Here is a 16,625-nt window from a genome sequence, read left to right as displayed (position 1 = left end):
CCACCGCGCGAGGCCACATCCGCGCGAGTATGACAGAACACATCCGAAATCGGCATGATGATGCGTTCTCCGAGCCACGTAGTGGCGCTGGATCCACTGGTGCGCGCCTTGGGCTCTGGCACGAAGGTGGCGCTGCCAGCCGACCACGCCTGCGACGAAACTGGTACCCACGACCAGTATTTGGCCGCGATCCTGCGACATCAAGTCGGCCGATCCGGATACGGAACCGATTTCCCGGTCCCCGGGCAGCTCAGCCGTTGGTCACGGCGTATCGGAGCAGAACCACGCCGGAACTCAACGCCCGTGACTCGAGCAGTTCGAGATCGGAGAACGAGGTGCCCTCGGCAACTAGACCCTTTCCACGGCCCTGGACGGCAGGGAAGACGACCAGCCGGATCTCGTCGACGAGCCCGGCAGCTAGCACCGCGTGCGCCAAGGTCACGCTGCCGGACAACGTGATGTCGCCGCCGTCGGACTCTTTGAGCCGACGCACCTCTTCGACCGGGTCACCGGAGAGGATCGTCGAGTTGCGCCACTGCGGATCCGTCATCGACGACGAGACGATGTACTTCTGCACTTGGTCCAGGTACGCACCCGCCGGTTCGTCGGTGTGCTGAGGCCAGTAGCCGCGAAAGTCCTCGAAGGTCTGCCGGCCCAGCAACACAGCGTCGGAGGACGCGCCCAAGAGCTCCGTCGCGGCCAACCAGTCCTCGATGCCCTCTCCAGGAGACGGGCCGAACCACTCATCGAGCATCTCGATCCGCCCGTCAGCAGAGATGTTCTCGGTGAGCAGCAACCGGCGCATGACACCGTTCTAGCACCGATCAGAAGCGCCCACAATCACGACTGGCGCAGCGCCGCATCTGATCGGTGCCCGCCGACGCCTCCGCCTTTGCGAATGAGCCCAGGCCGTACTCCTAGCCGCAGCCAGGGGTGTCGCGGACGTCGATCCACGGGAATTGTTTGGTTGTCATAGGTAGTGGTTCCCGCGAAGTCGTTGTGTCAGTTGCCGGATCGGCGAGTTGCGGTGAGTGGCGGTCAGCGCAGGTGATCGGTGAGAGTGCCTTTTTCGCCGAACAGTTCGGCGGTCCAGTACTGCAAGAGCGCGGTGTTGTCGGTGTCGTCGGGATGGAAGCCTTGCTTCGTGTACGCCCCGACCCGGCGCTGGACGGCTCGCGCCAGGAACGGCAAGCGTGGCAGCGCGGCAAGGCTGCGCACCAGGCGGATCGGGTTGTAGGCGGCGCGGTCGCCGAGTAACGACAGGGTGGTGTTGACGACGATTGCGGTGGCGAAGCGGATCGAGATACCGCGCATTGCCCAGATGCGTCGGCGTTCGGTGCCGCCGGCGGCGCGGTAGACGTCGATGGCGACGGACCGGTGTTCGGATTCCTCGATCGCGTGCCACAGCAGCATCGACCGGACCTCGGTGGATCCGAGCAGCGCCTGGGCTCGCTCGTCGCCCAGCAGTGTCTCGGCGAACACCGCGGTGAAGTGCTCGAGTGCGGCGGTGATCGCCAGGCAGGTCAGCGGCGAGAAGAAGCGCTCGTATCGGGCCATGACGCGGCGTGTGGTGCGGTCCCAGCGTCTTGTGGGATAGCCCATTTCCTGCAAGCGCTCGTTCAGTGCGCGATGCTCGCGACCGTGGGTGACCTCTTGGCCGATGAATCCTTGAACCTGTGATTTCAGTTCGGGATCGGTGATTTCACCGGCGCAGCGGCGGACCGAGCGGACGAAGAAGTCCTCACCCTCGGGGAAGGTTGCCGAGAGAAACGCGATGGCGTGACTCGTCACCAGGTCGCCGTCGACGTAGTGGCGGGCGAGTGTCCCTGCGGGATAGGCGAATTGGATGCGGCGAGCACGTACGACTCGTTTGGTCGGGTCGGTGGCGTTCATGGAGGTTCCCCCCTCGATGGCTTCTTATTCGATTAACGGTGAAACGAAAGAACATTCATCGACCAGCGCCTGCTGCTGGTGTGGTCGTGCCGAGGTAGGCGCGGATCATCGCCTTGAACGCGCCGAGGACCTCGTCGGTGCGAAACGGCGCGTAGCCCGGGATCGATTGCGCTGTGGCCAATCCGGTGAGCAGCGCGTACATGAGGTGTAGCCCGACCGCCTGGTCGAGCCGGTGGGCGGCGTCGTCGGTGGCAGGGAACAGTTGGGTGTAGAGCAGTTCGCTGGCCACCATGAATTGCCGGTCGATCTCGATCATCGGAGCCGCCAGGTCCGGGTCGGTCCTGGCCGCCACCCACAACTCGTGCCACGCGGTGAACGTGGGGCGTGCGTACATCGACCACAGCAGATCGATCGCCGCGTCGAGTTTGTCCGCCGAAGGATCCAGGCCGGCCATCAACTGCCCGTAGTCCTCGATGCGGCGACCGAAGGAATGCGCCACCGCGCCGGTCAGGAGATCGGCCTTGGTGGGGAAATGGTGCAGCAGCGCACCCAGCGATACTCCCGCACGGTGAGCGACCTCGGTCGTGGTCGTGGCCTTGAACCCGACCTCGACCAAGGCGTCGAAGGTCGCATCGAGCAGTGCGCGGCGGGTATCTGCTGTCCGCTCGGCCTGTGTTCGCCGGGTACGAGGTGATGGCACGACCCAAGGTTCACACACAAACCGTAAACCGTCAATGTTTCTTGTAAGTATCGGCGCGCACTGCCCGGTCAGAACCTATTTTTGAACGTTCAGTTCGTCGCCTCCGCAGCAGGGCCGAGTCGGGTCGCCCGGGATGGGGTACGGACTCGGGTGTTCAACGGATGAATGCCGAAAGTTGATCGGTGGCAGGCTGTTACGTGTGGCAGAGATGAGTGGCAGCCTCTTCCGGCTGCTGGGGGCGCTGGCCAGACCGTTGATGCTGCTGTATCGGTGGTGGCGACCGGTGTCGGACAGGGCCTCGATCGCGGTGCTGTCCGACGAGCTGTGTGCCGCGGTGCAGCGGGTCGAGCAGCGGTTGCAACGGGAATTACGGGCAAGTGGCCATGACTTCATGCAGGTCGAGTTCACCGCCACAGCACGGCCGGTCGGGGACGCCGGCCCGGTCGAAGTTGCGGATATCGCCACCTACTTCGAGCTCCTGGGCCAGCCCGGATCGTACCGGCGCCGATTGGTCGTACTCGGCGCCCCAGGTTCCGGGAAAACCGTCGCCGCGACGTATCTGGTGCTGGGTCTGCTGGAGGCTCGGCAGGACCGCGATGATGCGCCCCGCGCGAACATCCCGGTTCCAGTGCGAGTCAACGCCGCAGGGTGGGACGGCAAGCAGGACTTCACTCGCTGGTTGATCATCCGGCTCGGCTACGACTACCGGTTACGCCCCAATGTGGCCCGGGAGATGGTGGAACGCGGATTGATCCTGCCCGTGATCGACGGCCTCGACGAAATGGACACCGACGACAGTGCGGGGTCCCGGGCTCGAGCACTGCTGGACCGGCTCAACCGAGCCCCGTGGCGTGACCGGCCGGTCATCGTGATGTGCCGTACCGCCGAATTCAGCGCAATCACCCGCGAGCGCGGCGACAACGGGTTGCACGGCGGCACCACCCTCACCCTGCACCGCTTGGACACCGATACGGTCAGCGACTATCTCACCTCGCATCAGGACGAGACAGGGACCGGCCATCCCGGATGGACTCGGGTCATCACCCACATCACCGCCCACCCCGACGGGGCACTGGCCACCTCCGTACGCAACCCGTGGATGCTCGGACTCACCGCCGCTACCTTGCACCACACCCCACATATCGCCGGCCGATTGATCGCCTGCACCACCGAAACAGCGGTCCGTGACCTGCTGTTCGCGGCTCAGATCCCCGCCGCGGTTGCCGCCACCGATGAAGGCAAGCCGTACCGCGACTACACCGAGGACAACGTCGAGGAATGGGTACGCGCCCTGGCCCGATGCCTGCAGCGCCGCCGCGACGAGGGACGCAACGGCACCGCGATACGACTCGACGAAATATGGGAAATCGCCGGTAGGACCCGCATCCGCATCCTGCACGGGCTAGCACTCGCGCTCACCTTCGGTTCCCCGTTCGGGCTCACGGTCGGGGCCGTGATCTGGCTCGAGCTAAGGGGCATGGTTGGGGTCGTAGCCGGGCTCGTAGCCGGGCTGATAGCCGGAGCTGTGTTCGGAATCGTGTTCGGGATCATCCGGTTTCCCAGGCCCCGACGGATGGTATGGAACGCGTCTGGCCCCTCCCGGTGGAGACACGGACTCGAGGCCGGGACCTTAGCCGGGGTCGTGACCGGGGTGGCGCTCGGGGTCACGCTCGGGGTGGCGCTCGGGTTCACGCGCGGGCTGGCGCGCGGTTTCATGAGCGGGATCGAACTCGGGGTCTTATACGGGCTTGTGGCCGGGATGGTCTACGGGGTCGTGACCGGGCTTCAGGTCGATGCGAGCCAGGAGCTAGCCCTTGTGATCGACGAACGGCGGATCATTCACGACAGCACCCAAGCTGCCGCAGTTGCGACCATCGCGGGCTGGCTCGTGTTCGCGATGGCGGGCGGGGTCATGCTCGGGCTTCGGGCACTCCCCGATGAATCCCTGTCCGAGTTCCCACGCAGTGTCGCGAGAGCAACTGGCATCCTGCTGGTGCCCGGGGCTGCGGTCGGGCTCGGTCTCGGAGCTGTAACCGGACTCGCGGCCGGGCGGTTCTACCTCGCTGCACTCGTTTTCCGGTTTACCAAGGCGATGCCCCGCCGCCCCGCACTATTCCTCGACTGGGCTCGCCGCAGCGGCCTGCTCCGTGTGAACGGCACCGCCTACCAGTTCCGGCACGAGACCTACCAGCAGTGGATCCAGCAACCACACTCCGGCGATCCAGGCCCGCCACCGCCCACCGGCTCAAACGATCGAACGGAACAGCCGGTGTCGTAAAATGTTCGATTGTTGAACACAGGCCGAGCTGGCACACGGCTCGCAGACCCTGGCAGTCTGACGTGTTGAGAATCGTGTCGCGACGACGAGATGCCCGACAGGTTCGGGAGACCGTTTGATGGACATCGGCTGGTCTCATGCCATGCGCGCACATCGGCAGAACAGTGTGTTCGGCAGGCGACCTCGTCGAGAGCCTCCGAAACCTCTTCTGCAGCGGCGCAGCTGACGAAAATCCGCAGTGGTCGCCCGGACTCGGTCCAATACACATCGACTGTCGCGTCGGCGTGTACCCGGAGATCGGCAAGGACCGAATCCGCCGCAGCCATGGCTCTCGCCCAGGCCGCACGACGTGATAGTTGACCGCGTCCGTCGCTGCGCGAGGCGATGGCCGCCGACGAGGGCGCTCCCGCAGCCAAGGGCGACTAGATCGGTTTCGGCGGATCCGTCACGAACACCGCAGTTCGTGATGGTCTTTGCCGTGCCCCCAAGACTTGGGGCGATCTCGAGTCCATGCGCTGCGGTATCTTCCATGCGATCGCCGCACCCTGGCCGGCGCGCAGAGGAAGCACGCCACATGTTCAACAAATCCTTTGCGGTCGCCGCGCTCTCGGTGAGCGCCGCTGCCGTTCTTGCGGCACCGCCCGCCGCCGCCGATCCGGGCAACTGGGGCGCCGGTTCCCTCAGCGTGTGGGGCAACGTCTACGCGTTTTCGGTCAACCACCCGACGGAAGCCGACGCCATTCGAGCCGCCGACCGAGCGTGCAAGGGTCAAGGCATCATCGACTGCCGGATGATGGTGACGTTCGCGAACGGCTGCGGCGCAGTCGTGACGAGTCCGCTCTCGATCATCGCAGGGTTCCCGATCGTGGGCTTCGGCAAGGGGGCGACCCCAGGGGAGGCATACGCAGACGCCACCCGCAACCTCCCCACCGGCACCGGAAGCGTCGGTTCGTTCAATCGCGAACATGCCTGCACCCAGCCTTGATCTAGTTCCAGCGCGGTCCTCGGCAATGCAGCTGGTGGCTCACGCCTCGAGGTAGTTGGGATGATCCGGCGGCAGCTGCGACGGGTGAACGCAGCTGGCGGTTTCCGGGTGGTAGTAGGTGCCGGGCCCGCAGTGGAAGTCGTACCGAACCAGCTCGACGCCGTCCTCGCGGACACAGCGGTAGTACCGGGCCCCGTCACTCGGATCCGGGAACATCCCCTCCTCGGTGCAGCCTGAGGACGTATTGGCTTGCGCAGCAGAATCGTTCATCACGAACCCCTCTCGAGCGGCACACTGCCGATTCTAGGTCAGAGCCGCGAGAGCAACGGGTGATTTGCCCACCACGGCACCGCACACGCCGACGGTGGCCTGCCGCGGACCGCCCTCGCCGATCTCACTGACCGGTAACCTGCCTCTGAGCATCGGCTACGGGATACGCACCCGACCTTCAGGACACCCCATCATCGGCGTGAGGGTGTTCAAAGAGGGGTCGGTGCTTTGCGGGTGCGGAACCGGTCTATCCAGGCCCGAACGCGCGTATCATCCTCTGGCGGACCAACTTACGAAGGCGCTTGTCCGCGTAAGGGTCTAGACCTTCGGCGACAAAAACAGCGTCGGTAAACGAGTCGACGTCTGAGGGCGGCGATGTGCAGAGCCTGCTCTGTTCGTCCAATGGCAGGCAGAAGCCGAGTTCAACGCACAGGTTGTCGAGTAGGGACGCCACGTCTACGCGATCAACATCCATGAGCGGAAAGCTACCCGAGATGAGTTCTGCCCGTTGGTCTTCGGCCGACGGGCGGGCGGCTCGGTCATCAGCGAGCACGTGCCTTCGCGGGATCGGCGACCATTCGGACCGCGTGCCCAGCGCGGGACGGGCGTCGCGGAAGGAACGTGGCGGCCTATTTTCGGGGAAAAGGGCGGTGGCTGAGGCTTCGGTGCACCATCTCGGTGAGGGTGACGATGTCGAAGACGGGGAGGCCGAGGCGGTCCTGGATGGCGTGGCTGTAGGGGGCCAGGTCGGTGCATTCGATGATGAGGGCGCCCATGTCGGGGTTGGCTGAAGCTAGTTGTTCGATTTCGGTGAGTACCTCGTTTCCGAGGCGTTCGGCGTCGAGGAGAGTGCGGCGTCCCTCCAGGATGACTTCGCGGAACTCCGGCTGGGCGTCCATTCCGGCGACGCAGATCGGTACCGCCTCACCGCCTATCGCCGCCAGGTGACGCTGGGTGAGGGATTCCTTCTTGGCAACCAGCAGGCCGACTTTGCGGTTTGCGGCGAGCATGCGGTGCACCATCGGTAACTGGATGAGGCTCGAGCTGTACAGCGGGATTCCCACGGCGTCGGCCAGCTGCTGCTGGAAGATGACGAGGAAACCGCAGCCGCTGGTAATCGCCGCTACGCCACGGGATTCGAGTTCCTTGGCGGCGATGATGAATGGCTCGAGCAGGGTCGGGTCGGCCTCGGTCACCATCCGCTGCGGTGTCGCGCCTTGCACCACCTGGTAGGCGACCGGGAAGTCGAAGGTTGTCGGATTGCGGATATGGCCTGGGATCTTGGTGAATGCGGTGTCGAGACAGAGGACACCGATTGCGTGCTCGGCCTTGGTATTTACGGCCACTGTTATCGCCTTGTCGATTCGGTGCTGCCGAACCGATCCGGCCGCAGCGGGGCTGGATCGGTGATCGGTTGTTCGCCTGCCAGGATTTGGCTGATGAGCTCACCGCCGGCGGGTGCGAGCCCCATCCCGATATGGCCGTAGCCGACGGCGACCAGCAGGGTGCGCAGACCGGTGCGCCCGATCAGCGGCAGGCCGTCCGGCGTGCACGGACGCAATCCGCTCCAGGGCTCCCGGGGCTGCGTTTCCGCCAGATCCGGCAGGTATTCGTGGACGGTCCGCAGCATCCCCCGCACGCGGCGTTCGGAGATGTCGTTGTTCATCCCGGTGAGCTCGAGCCTGCCGCCGATGCGCAGCCGGTCACCCAGCGGAACGATCGCCACCCGGCCTTCACTCAGCAACACCGGCCTGCTGGGACCGCTCGGCGGCATATCGATGGTGACGCTGTAACCCTTGATCGGTTGCAGCGTCAGCCCGATCCCCGCCAGCCGAGCACACTCGGTCGACCACGCACCCGCCGCGACGACCACCTCGCCGGGGCGAAGTCCCCCGCGGTTCGTATGCAGCCCTACAACTTTCCGTGCGGCGACCTCGAAGCCGAGCACGTCGGTGTGCTCGCAGATCTCGACACCCATCTCGCGCAGCAGCCGGCCGAATTCGAGCACGAACTCCGGAACACGCAGATAGGCCCCCTCCGGGTTGTACAGCGCCCCATGGATAGCGAACCGGGTCTTCGGCTCCAGCTCGTCGAGTTCCCCCGGGCGGAGGACCCGCAGCGGCACTCCGCTGGCGACGGTCCGTGCCACCGACCGAGTGGCAGCCGCGAACCCTTCTGCGGTCCGATAGGTCAGCACAATGCCGGGTGACTCGAAAGTCGCAGCGATGCTGGGTGATTCACACAGCCCGAGCAGTATCTCGAGGCTGCGCTTCTTCATCCCGACCAGCGCCCGAAAACCGGCCGCCGCGGCCGTCGCCGAGCAGGCCCGCCCGAAATGCCCGAGCCAGCGCAGCAATTCGCCGTCCAGCCGCGGCTTGATATAGAAGGCGGCATCCGGACGCAACATCCCGAGCGTGCGCAGCGACCGCAGGCCGGGCTCGGCCAGCGGCGCGGCACCGTGGGTGCCGACGAAACCGGTGTTCCCGTACGAACACGACTGCGGCCCACCGAGCGCCCCACGCTCCAGCACGGTCACCGAAGCCCCGCTGCGGCGCAGGTGATAGGCGCAGAACAAACCGGCGACCCCGCCGCCGACAACCACCACATCAGGGTCGCTGCGCACGGGTGTCGCCCCCTCACTTGCCACGAACCCGACCTACACGGTGACGACGAAGAAGTTGGTCGGCAGATTCACCACGACCCGCTCGTAGATCTCCGCCATGACCGCCGCACCGGGCTCACTGAAGGTGCCCGGCGGTGGCTCGGCGAAGCGGATCACCGACCGCCCGGCGTCGAAAAGCTGTGCGCCGTGGCCGAAGTCGCCCACCAGAGCGGTGCCGGGTTCGGCCAGGCGGGTGCGGACGATGAACATGCCGTTCTGCTCGAGGTCGTCCATCAGCGTTCCGGTGCCCATGGCGCGGTAGTAGTCGACCGGGTTGATGATCATGCCGTCGGCGGTGCCACCCATCTGCTCGACCTCGTTGCAGGCCCGCAGGATCGTCGAGGCGAACGGCCCGGGGGAGGTCATCCGTTCGATCCCGGGAATGTTCAGCAGGCCGCCCTCGCCGCTGATGATCGTATGGTTCTCGGCGGTGCAGAGCCGGACGATCAGCCGGTAGTTGATGAAGGATTCGAACGTCTCCGGGTCCTCCCACAGCTGCGGCGGCACCTGCACCCAGGCCGTGGTGGTGAGCAGCTCCGGGATCGGTGACTTGTGGAACCGGCTGGCCAGTTCACGGCGCACGTCGGCGCCTTCGATCGGGGCGTCCTCCGCGCTCGGTGCACTCTCGTGCCAGTAGAACTGGCGTGGATCACGCGACAAGTCAACGGCTTTGAGCATATTGCGCGCCGGGTAGCGCGGTTTGCGGCGCGAGCTGGTCAGCGAGTCGGTGATGGTCACGTCGTATTCGACGGCGGCGTCGAGGCCGTCTTTCGCGCAGGCCTCGACGAACATCCGCCCGGGCGAAGGCTCCTTCTTGCGGTCCGCGACCACCTGCGCCAGCGTCTCTTTGACGCCTTCGGTCTTCAGCATGTGTGATTCCTTCCGTGTCATCGGCAACGGTGCCGAGAGCAGTGCTGTCACTCCGGTTTCGCGGTGGCCTGCCAGGGCAGATGAGCCGCGGACGGTCCGAGCACGCTCGCACCACCGTCGACCAGCTGAACCGTGCCGGTGAGATAGGAGGCCCGCGCACTCACCAGAAAGGTGGCGACGGCGGCCATTTCCTCCGGCCGGGCGATCCGGCCCACCGCCGTATGCCTGCCCATCGCCTCGAACTGTGCTTCGCTCGGGGCCTCGGTAGAGCGTTGCGCCACAACGCGTTCCAGCAGGGGAGTGCGAGTTGCGCTGGGCGCGAGCACGTTGACCGTGACGCCGTCCCGCCCCACCTCGGCGGCCAGCGACTGGGCGAATCGGACCAAGGCCGTGCGGGTTACGCCGGACATGGCCAGGCCGCTGATGGGGACGCTCGCGGTCTCCGAGGCCACGAAAAGCATTCGGCCCCAACGCGCGTCCCGGAGATGAGGCAACGCGCCCAGCGCCACATCGACCGCCGGGATCAACACCGCATCGACCGCGGCGCGATAGTCCGCCGTCTCGAAGGCTGCCGCGGGTCCGGTGGGCGGCGTGCCACCACTGATGACGACGATGTGCAGCCCGCCGAATTCGGCGGCAACCTCGTCGATCCACCGGCGGGTCGACGCGCTGTCGGTGATGTCCACGCTCGTGGCATGCACCCGAGCACGCGCCACCTCTTTGACGGCACGCTCGGCCGCCGCGAGCCGCCCGGCGTCGCGTGCCCCGATCGCGACGTGCGCTCCCTCGGCAGCCAATTCCCGAGCGATCGCCAAGCCGATCCCACTGGATCCGCCCGCCACCAGCGCGACCTTGTTCGCCAACCCTAAATCCACTCGGCTAGCCCTTTCCCGTCGAGTCCACGGCGCCGAACTCGTAGCCGTATCGGCGCGACAGCGGCCACGACAGGGCCGCGACCGTTCGCCTGGCCGACTTCGACAGCCCGCGCTGCCAGGAGTCGTCGGTCGGGCGCACCACGGTTTCGCCGATCTTGAATCGGTCGGGGTTCCCGGTAACTGTGTGATTGGTATGCAATTCGACGGTTCGATCGGCGACCGGGTTGGCCGCGGGGTCGGTCGCACACAGCCGCAACAGGCGGTCGATCGTGCCCGCCGGATCCGCGATGAAGTCCTCGTACCGCAGGAACATGGACCGTGCCGGATAACGCCGGGTGATCGCATGCGTGGCGAGATTGAAGCCGGTCCAGTACCCGGTGCTCTTACCCGGCGCCATGGCATACACGTATTCCTTTGGCCTGCTCCATGATTGGGCCACTGCGCGGGGGTCACGGACCAGGTGAACGTAATACGGGGTGATGCCGTCGAGATGTGCCAGCAACGCCGCTTCGCCGGGAATCTTCGTGGTATCCACGATCACCCGCGACTCGCTGCGCTCCGCGATCGTTTGGTAGACCTGGGTCATCAGCGCCGCATGCGCCCGGATCTGCTCGTTGTGCAGCCCACGACCGAGCACCCGCCAGGTGTGCCGGGTCCGGACGCTGCCGAGTTGCCGCCGGATCACCGCGTCGGCGTGCTCCACCAGGGTGGTGCCCGCCGGTTGGCCGATCGGCAGGATGGTCGACCAGAACGGGCAGTCGACCAGTTTGCGCCCGCAGCCACATTCCTCGTTCACGCCGCGCCCCGCCGCGTTCCGCCACAGGAAGTGCAGCTCGCCGACGTGGAAGAAGCCCGGAATCTCGTTGAGGATGTTGCCGATAATGGTGCTGCCGTTGCGGCACCAGCCGGTAATGCACAGGACCTTCACCGTGTTCGTCACCTGTCGACCGCCTTCTCCGTGGTCACCGCTTGCCGGATCGTCATGGCCAGCGCCGAAGCCGCCAGCGCGCACCCTGCGCCGACCACGAAGACGGCCGGGTAGCCGAACCCGGTGGCGATCGCGCCGGTCACCGGCCCCCACACGAACAACCCCAGATCCCAGAACGAGGTGTAGGCACCGAGCGCGGCCCCCTGCTTGGCACTGTCGGTGTTGTTCATGACCATCAACGCCAGCGACGGGTGCAGCAGCGAGAATCCGACGCCCATCACCACGGCCCCGAGCACCGCCACGGTGAGATTCGGCGCCCAAGCGATGATCAGCAATCCGGCCGCTTCGCCCAGCCCGCACCAGGCAGCGACCCGCCGCGGTCCGTACTTGTCCGGTAGGTGCCCGATGAACAAGCGAGTGCCCGCGTACACCGCGCTGAAGGTGCTCAAAACCACCACACCCGAGTCGATTCCGCGCACTTGCAGCCCGTGGATAACGAACGCGGCCAGGCCGACATAGCCTGCTGCCCCCAACGCGAGACCGAGACCGGGCAGCACGGCGGGCCGCAGCAACAGTCCGCGCCCGCTGGTCGGCGTGACGTGCGGTTGCGGCGCGACAATGCTGATCAGGACGAGACCGATGAGCGGTGCGACGGAGCAGAAACTCCACACCGCGGTAATGCCGAAATGCCGGATGGCCGCGCCGAGCGCGGTGCCCAGCGAGATACCACCCCACATGGCAACGCCATAAAGCCCGATCACCTGGCCGCGACGGTGGTGCGGCGCGAGCGTGACGGTCCAGACCGCACCCGCGGTGAACAGCGCGGCCTCACCGACGCCCAGCAGCAGGCGCACCATGATCAGTCCGGCCAGGCCGAGCGGCAGGAAGTACAGCAGGCCGCCCGCCGCGATGGCGAGCGCACCGAACTGCATGACGTTGCGGTGCCCGTACCGATCGGCCAGCCCGCCGAAGATCGGTCGGGTCAGCAGCGCGGTGAGCGCGGTGGCCGTGACCACGAGACCTACCGCGAGATCACCCGCGCCGTACTCGTCCCGGACGTGCGCAGGCAGCACCGGAATCGCCGCGGCGAGCCCGAGGTAGCCACAGAACAGCCCGCCGAACACTCCGGCAAGGGCGAGACGGGGGAACGCTCCGGTGTCGGACGAAGTCATCGCCGACCGGCCCAGGTGGAACTGGAACCTTCTTCGTTGTCGAGGGTTTCGGTGGCCGCGAGCGCGTCCGCGACCTTGCGCACCGCGGCGACGAGGTGGTCACAGTCCGCCGGCGACAGTGTGGAGGACAGCGGAATGTCTACTGCCCGTTGCAGATACCGCGTCGCATTCGGCAGCAGCTCCTTGATGGCCGCAGTCTCCATCCCGGTGAACATGAACCGCCAGTTCCAGAACGCACGGATATTGCGGTCGGAGTCCGAACCGAGATTGCGCGCCTCGATACCCTCGTGGCACAGCGCTTGCGCGAACCACTGCGCGCGGCCGTCCGGCACCTGGAAGATGAACGCCTCACCGAGATAAGCGCCGGGCGCCACCGGACGCCGGATCCGGATCCCGGCGACATCGGCCAATGCCGAGGCCACGTAGTCGTAGTTGCGCCGGAACGCGGCCAAGCGCACCGGCAGCCTGCCGAGCTCGGCCCGTAGCAGCGCCGCCCGGATCTCGTCCATCCGGAAGCTGAGCAGGGGCAGGTCCAGATCGGTAGCGATCGGCGGTTCGCCGTCGGGGAAGTGCCGCCGCAGCCGTCCCTCGTAGGCGCCGGAAAGCACGGTGGCACGGGCGAACAGGGCGCTGTCGTCGGTGACGAGGAAGCCGCCCTCGCCGCTGTTGAGTGACTTGTCCGACTGGGTGCTGAACGCGCCGGCCAGGCCGAAGGTGCCGAGTTTGCGGCCGTCGAGTTCCGCGCCGAGGGCGGGGACCGCGTCCTCGAAGACCGGCACGTGCATGTCGTCGGCGAAGCGGAGCAGCGCGCCCATGTCGCCGGCGAAGCCGCGCATGTGCACCACCATGATGCCCTTGACCTGCGGGGTCCATCGGCTGCGCAGGTCGGCCACGTCCAGGTGCAGGTTTTCGTCGACGTCGACGAGGAAGGGCGTGCAGCCGGCCAGGATGATGGCGCTCGGGGTGGCCGCGAAAGTGAAACCGGGACAGGCGATCAGGCTGCCCGGGGCGATACCCGCGGCCATGATGGCCAAGGCCAGCGCGGTGGTGCCGCTGGAGGTCGCCAGGGCGTGGCGGCAGTCGAAGTAGCGGCACAGGTCCGCTTCGAACTTGCCGCATTCGGTGTCGTGCGGCGGGCGATAGTCGTAGCGGAAGTAGAGGTGACTGCGGATCGCGCGCAGCGCGGCTTCCTCGTCATCGGGGTGAACGCAGACCGCGCCTCGGTCGTAGGTCGGCCACGGGGTTCGGCGAATGGGATTTCCGCCGTCCAAGGCCAGTCGCGAATCGGCGGCTATTCGAGTTCCCGGCAACTGCCGGGCTGCTGCTGAATGGTCGACTTCGTTGTCCGCCATCGTAATTCCCTGCCCAACTCTTAAAACATCGGCGAGCCGCCACCTCATCGTCGGTCGAGCTTTTGCCGAAGCTCGTAGGACGATTCCGAAAACGCTACACCGAAGTTTCAGTCTGGATACCCGAAATCGATTGTTCAGCAATGGCATTGGTTGCTGTGACTTCACTGGGACCGTTTTGTCCAGGCAGGTGCAATTCGGGATGGAGGATATGGCACCGATGCGCCAGTGGGCCAAAACAGTCGCAGCCGAACAAGTTTCAGTGCTGAAACTCGTTCGGCTGCGGCAACGCTCTTCGGACCTGGTTACTCGGCCGCCTGCCGGGCACGCCTGCGCAGCAGATGGTGCCTGATGGCGACGGCGCTACCCGCGACGACGACCAGCGCGGCGAGCAGGGGGTGGATGTCTTTCGAGAGGCTCTGCGCCGGGTCCGGTCGGATGGCCCAGATGGCCAGTGGGACAGCGTAAGCCACGGCAAGGCCAGCGGCCCACCAGCGGAGCGGGCGGAGCCGGGCATCGCGCAGGGTGCCGATGAGGACGATGGCGACCGGGACGATGGCCACCATCGCGAACTGGCCGACGATGAGGACGGGAACGGCCCATGCCGCGATGATGACGGGCCGTGCGGCGGGATAGGTTTCCAGCTCGGGTCGAGGCGTGCTGGTGAACATGGTCTGCTCCTTGATGAACGGTCGGTCGCGGCTAAGGTCGAACGCCGAGGGTTGCCAGCAGCACGTGCATGTCGGAGTTCACCCAGTACTCGGCGATCCGATCCCGCGCGAGGCGCAGCGTGTCCGTCCCGGTGAACCGGACCGCGGTGCCCGAAGGGGCGGTCGCGCCGGGGAATCCGGCGTGATAGGTGCCGACGGCGACCCAGCGCAGCGCGAGGTGGTCACGCTCGACAATGGGTCCGACCTCGACGCTGAACACGAGTTCGGTGAAGGCGGCACGGGTCTGCGCGATCCACTCGACCAGGCCCTCCGGTCCGCGGACCGCACTGCCGTCGCCGCCGCCCAGTAGTGCGGCGTGCAAGCGGAAGTCAGGGGCGACGACCTGCTGGGCGAGGGCGTAGTCGCCGTTCCACAGGGACATCCATCCCGCCAGCAGGTCGCGGCAGGTCGGCGGATCATCGACGGTCGTTGTGCGGGTGTCCTGCTCCATGGCGAAGCCTTTCGTATTGTTCTGTCCCGGCGAGGGTTTCGAGATCAGTCCTGGTCCGGGATCCAGTGCCCATGGATGCCCGCGGGTACGCGTTGCGGGAGGTCGACGGCGGCGACCGGCGGCTTGGCGAGGTCGGAGGCATCGATCACCAGCAGTTGCGACGCGTCGGCGGCAAGGTCGCTGACGATGGTGAGCAGGTATCCGTCGTCCTCCCGGGTGGCGCCCTCGGCCGGTACGAAGACGGCTTCGCCCGGCATGCGGTCCGGTCCGTGCGCGAACAACTGGCGCTGTCCGGTCAGGGTGTCGAATTTGGCGGTGTGGTAACCGGTGAGTCCCGCGCCGGGGAAGGCGACGGCGTAGCTGTAGCGGTTGTGTTCTCCGGTGTGGTCGTCATTGATGGCAGGGAACTCGATCACCAGATCGTCGAGCGCTTCCTCGGTGACCTTGCGCGTGGCCGGGTCGAGGATCCAGCGATGGAAGGTCGTACCGACGTTGGGGGCGTCGGGGTAGCCTGCCGCACCGACCCACCACTTCCACGAGGTTTCCCAAGCCGCACGGTCGAAGCGCGGGCATTCCAAGATGATTCGGCCGCGATCGTCGACGTAGGAGTTGGCGACGTGCAAAATCGCACCCTGGCTCTCGACGTCGAACCAGACGACCTCGCCGGGCGCATTCCGCGGCAGCACACCGAGGCGCAGCGGGACCTCGTCGTGCCAGCGATACGGGATGCCGGACTGTTCGGCGTGGTCGAAGACGACCGGGGAGCCGAGAAAGATCGCGTGCTCGCGAGTGATCGCGAAATCGTGCATCAGCGCCGGGCCCGCACCGGCGATCGGCGCGGACCGGATGATCTCGCCGCGGGCGTCGGCCACGTAGTAGATCAGGTAGGGCGGAAAGGGACTGTAGGAGAAGAAATGTAGTTCGCCGGTGGCCGGGTCCACCTTCGGATGGGCGGTCATCGAGGTGGTCAGTCTGCCGCCGAAGTCGTGCACGCCGACCGTCTCCAGCTCGCCGGTGACCTCCCAGGGCAGGTTCGCCTCCTGCAATGCGAGGTAGCGCCCGCCGTGGAAGATGATGCTGGTCGCGGCGGCGCTGACGTCGAGTTCGGTACCGGTGAACGGGACACCGTCCAGGTACGGCGTCTTCACCCAGCGGTTGCGGTACCACTCGGCGCGGCCGCCGGTCAGCCGGATCCCGTGCAGCATGCCCGCCCCGCGGAACCAATGCGTCGGTGTGACACCGGGTTTGGGGTTGTGACCGTTGCGGAAGTAGCGCCCGTTCAACTCCGGCGGCAGGGTGCCGTGCACGGTCAGGTCGAACGAGGTGTGCTCTTCGGCGGTCGGTGCGAAGTGGCCGGTGAGGTAGGGCAGCGGTCGCGTTTGCATGAATGTCAGTTTTGTGGCGGGGGAGGTCTCCTCGCGTCGGTGATTCCTGCCTATACGTAGGCGGGCGGTACCTAGGCCTGCGTTTGGCATGGGAGGT

General features: G+C 66.4%; 16 protein-coding genes. 2 read left to right on the top strand and 14 right to left on the bottom strand.

Annotation, left to right across the window (positions count from 1 at the left end; all coding sequences use genetic code 11):
- Positions 1 to 250 precede the first annotated feature (250 nt).
- From DBO33_RS23055 to DBO33_RS23045, 3 genes are all read right to left on the bottom strand, one after another.
- Complete coding sequence (locus DBO33_RS23055; RefSeq protein ID WP_107656898.1) at positions 251 to 805, bottom strand: dihydrofolate reductase family protein; 555 nt, start codon at positions 803 to 805, stop codon at positions 251 to 253.
- Positions 806 to 1,038: 233 nt separating this feature from the next.
- A complete protein-coding gene (locus DBO33_RS23050; protein ID WP_107656897.1) occupies positions 1,039 to 1,893 on the bottom strand; it encodes a metal-dependent hydrolase in 855 nt (284 codons plus the stop codon).
- Between the two features lie 55 nt (positions 1,894 to 1,948).
- Positions 1,949 to 2,593 carry a TetR/AcrR family transcriptional regulator gene (locus DBO33_RS23045; protein ID WP_107656896.1) on the bottom strand — a complete coding sequence of 215 codons (645 nt, stop codon included), beginning with the start codon at positions 2,591 to 2,593 and terminating at the stop codon, positions 1,949 to 1,951.
- 199 nt (positions 2,594 to 2,792) lie between these two features.
- Here DBO33_RS23045 and DBO33_RS23040 point away from each other — a divergent pair, with 199 nt between their 5' ends.
- Complete coding sequence (locus DBO33_RS23040; RefSeq protein WP_159080417.1) at positions 2,793 to 4,871, top strand: NACHT domain-containing protein; 2,079 nt, start codon at positions 2,793 to 2,795, stop codon at positions 4,869 to 4,871.
- Positions 4,872 to 5,400: 529 nt separating this feature from the next.
- Positions 5,401 to 5,856, top strand: a complete 456-nt coding sequence (locus tag DBO33_RS23035; protein ID WP_234390995.1) for a DUF4189 domain-containing protein — start codon at positions 5,401 to 5,403, stop codon at positions 5,854 to 5,856.
- Between the two features lie 39 nt (positions 5,857 to 5,895).
- Here DBO33_RS23035 and DBO33_RS23030 read toward each other — a convergent pair whose 3' ends face one another.
- The 11 genes from DBO33_RS23030 to DBO33_RS22975 form a co-directional block, all read right to left on the bottom strand.
- Entirely contained in the window at positions 5,896 to 6,126 is a 231-nt protein-coding gene (locus tag DBO33_RS23030; protein WP_107656893.1) for a chitin binding peritrophin-A domain-containing protein, read from the bottom strand.
- 629 nt (positions 6,127 to 6,755) lie between these two features.
- Positions 6,756 to 7,472 (bottom strand): aspartate/glutamate racemase family protein, encoded by a 717-nt coding sequence (locus DBO33_RS23020; RefSeq protein ID WP_107656892.1) that lies wholly within the window; start codon positions 7,470 to 7,472, stop codon positions 6,756 to 6,758.
- 2 nt (positions 7,473 to 7,474) lie between these two features.
- Positions 7,475 to 8,773, bottom strand: a complete 1,299-nt coding sequence (locus DBO33_RS23015; RefSeq protein WP_107656891.1) for an NAD(P)/FAD-dependent oxidoreductase — start codon at positions 8,771 to 8,773, stop codon at positions 7,475 to 7,477.
- A 9-nt stretch (positions 8,774 to 8,782) separates the two neighbouring features.
- Complete coding sequence (locus tag DBO33_RS23010) at positions 8,783 to 9,658, bottom strand: family 3 encapsulin nanocompartment shell protein (RefSeq protein ID WP_107656890.1); 876 nt, start codon at positions 9,656 to 9,658, stop codon at positions 8,783 to 8,785.
- Between the two features lie 47 nt (positions 9,659 to 9,705).
- Positions 9,706 to 10,521: an SDR family NAD(P)-dependent oxidoreductase gene (locus DBO33_RS23005; protein ID WP_234390994.1), complete on the bottom strand. Its 816-nt coding sequence runs from the start codon at positions 10,519 to 10,521 to the stop codon at positions 9,706 to 9,708.
- A gap of 16 nt (positions 10,522 to 10,537) precedes the next feature.
- Positions 10,538 to 11,473: a sulfotransferase gene (locus DBO33_RS23000; RefSeq protein ID WP_107656888.1), complete on the bottom strand. Its 936-nt coding sequence runs from the start codon at positions 11,471 to 11,473 to the stop codon at positions 10,538 to 10,540.
- On the bottom strand, positions 11,470 to 12,633 hold the full coding sequence (locus DBO33_RS22995; RefSeq protein WP_107656887.1) for an MFS transporter: 1,164 nt from the start codon (positions 12,631 to 12,633) through the stop codon (positions 11,470 to 11,472). The genes DBO33_RS23000 and DBO33_RS22995 overlap by 4 nt, the downstream gene beginning before the upstream one ends.
- Complete coding sequence (locus tag DBO33_RS22990; RefSeq protein ID WP_107656886.1) at positions 12,630 to 13,985, bottom strand: DegT/DnrJ/EryC1/StrS family aminotransferase; 1,356 nt, start codon at positions 13,983 to 13,985, stop codon at positions 12,630 to 12,632. Before DBO33_RS22990 ends, DBO33_RS22995 begins: the two co-directional genes overlap by 4 nt.
- A 302-nt stretch (positions 13,986 to 14,287) precedes the next feature.
- Complete coding sequence (locus tag DBO33_RS22985) at positions 14,288 to 14,653, bottom strand: hypothetical protein (RefSeq protein ID WP_107656885.1); 366 nt, start codon at positions 14,651 to 14,653, stop codon at positions 14,288 to 14,290.
- Between the two features lie 31 nt (positions 14,654 to 14,684).
- Complete coding sequence (locus DBO33_RS22980) at positions 14,685 to 15,143, bottom strand: ester cyclase (RefSeq protein WP_107656884.1); 459 nt, start codon at positions 15,141 to 15,143, stop codon at positions 14,685 to 14,687.
- A 44-nt stretch (positions 15,144 to 15,187) separates the two neighbouring features.
- Positions 15,188 to 16,528 (bottom strand): carotenoid oxygenase family protein, encoded by a 1,341-nt coding sequence (locus tag DBO33_RS22975; protein WP_107656883.1) that lies wholly within the window; start codon positions 16,526 to 16,528, stop codon positions 15,188 to 15,190.
- Between the last annotated feature and the right edge of the window lie 97 nt (positions 16,529 to 16,625).

The organism is Nocardia suismassiliense (genome assembly GCF_900269665.1).
GTDB classification, from domain to species: Bacteria; Actinomycetota; Actinomycetes; order Mycobacteriales; family Mycobacteriaceae; genus Nocardia; species Nocardia suismassiliense.
The sequence above is the reverse complement of the archived record's forward strand: the minus strand, read 5'-3'. Positions and strand labels throughout refer to the sequence as shown.